Annotated in this window: 1 protein-coding gene; it reads left to right on the top strand. The window is 37.9% G+C overall.

The annotated features are described in order from the left end of the window. Nucleotides 1-841, top strand: an 841-nt coding sequence (locus tag ACFIM1_RS09355) for a DUF1376 domain-containing protein (protein ID WP_375694694.1), incomplete at both ends; no start/stop codon positions are given.

Here is an 841-nt window from a genome sequence, read left to right as displayed (position 1 = left end):
AAAGGGGCGCTTATATGACGCTTCTCGTTCGCATGTACGATAAAAAAGCACCAATTAAAGAAGATTTTGAAACGCTTTCACGCGCTTGCAATTGTTCACGAAAAAAATTCGCAACTATCGTCGAATATTTAATGAGGAATGATAAAGTTATTGAGACAGATAATGGATTGTGGAATACACGCGTTGAAGAAGAGCTGAACGATTTTGCTGATAAAAAAGAGCATATATCACAAGTTCGTAGTGAAGCTGGTAAAAAAGGTGCACAAGCAAAAAACAATATAAAACAACATGTTAATAATTTTGCTGAAGCAAACGACAAGCAAAATCTAGCTATAAAGAACCAGAATAAGAATAATATATATAAAAAAAATAAAACTATCGTTTTATCAAAAAAAGAAATTGATTTTGAAGATTTAGAAATCACTGATTTGGTTCAAGAGCCAATCGAGGTTGCTGCTGTTGAGACCATATCAGAGCAAAACGAAACGATAGCAGATAACCAATCTCCCATTCACGAGCAGACAAGCGTTCCGAAAAAAGCTAAGCGGTCAAAAGCTAATCGGGGCTGTCGATTACCGGATGATTTCGAACCCGATTACGATTTTGCAATTGAAGCGGGTTTGCCTTCAGAGCGTGTGAAAGTCGAAATTGCAAAGTTTCGAGATTACTGGCGTTCAAAAGCCGGAGCAAATGCAACCAAAATCGATTGGCAAGCAACATGGCGTAACTGGATACGCAAGGCGGTTGATGATTTAGAAAAAATAAAAAACACGAACAACAATGGTGGAAACAATGGAAACTTTTCAAAAGATCAAAGAACTCGCGGTGGTACCGGAGAGGC

The organism is Bartonella sp. AC158YNML, assembly GCF_042196725.1.
GTDB lineage: Bacteria > Pseudomonadota > Alphaproteobacteria > Rhizobiales > Rhizobiaceae > Bartonella.
This window is presented reverse-complemented; position numbering and strand designations above follow the sequence as displayed.